The 284-nt window shown below is 35.2% G+C and carries 1 protein-coding gene; it reads right to left on the reverse strand.

Annotation, left to right across the window (positions count from 1 at the left end; all coding sequences use genetic code 11):
• A partial coding sequence (locus ACJDT4_RS23385) for an AMP-binding protein (RefSeq protein ID WP_406790028.1) occupies window positions 1-254 on the reverse strand: 254 nt, incomplete at its 3' end.
• Between the last annotated feature and the right edge of the window lie 30 nt (window positions 255-284).

Raw genomic sequence — 284 nt, forward strand, 5'->3', positions numbered from 1 at the left:
TTATCTTTAAATTTATCTTGAGTTAATACTATTGTCGCTTTACTATTTTCAAGGGTATATTCTATTCTGTCCTCTGGGTAATCTGGATCTATTGGCATATATGCTCCTCCTGCCTTCAAAATACCCATTATTCCTACTATCATGTTGACAGATCTCTCTACAAGCATTCCTACTATGACATCTTTACCTACTCCCTTTTCTCTTAAGGCCCTTGCTAAAGAGTTCGCCCTTTCATTTAGCTCTTTATAGCTCATCTTTTTATCTTCATATACAACTGCAATATC

The organism is Clostridium neuense (genome assembly GCF_045310695.1).
Classification (GTDB): domain Bacteria; phylum Bacillota; class Clostridia; order Clostridiales; family Clostridiaceae; genus Clostridium_S; species Clostridium_S neuense.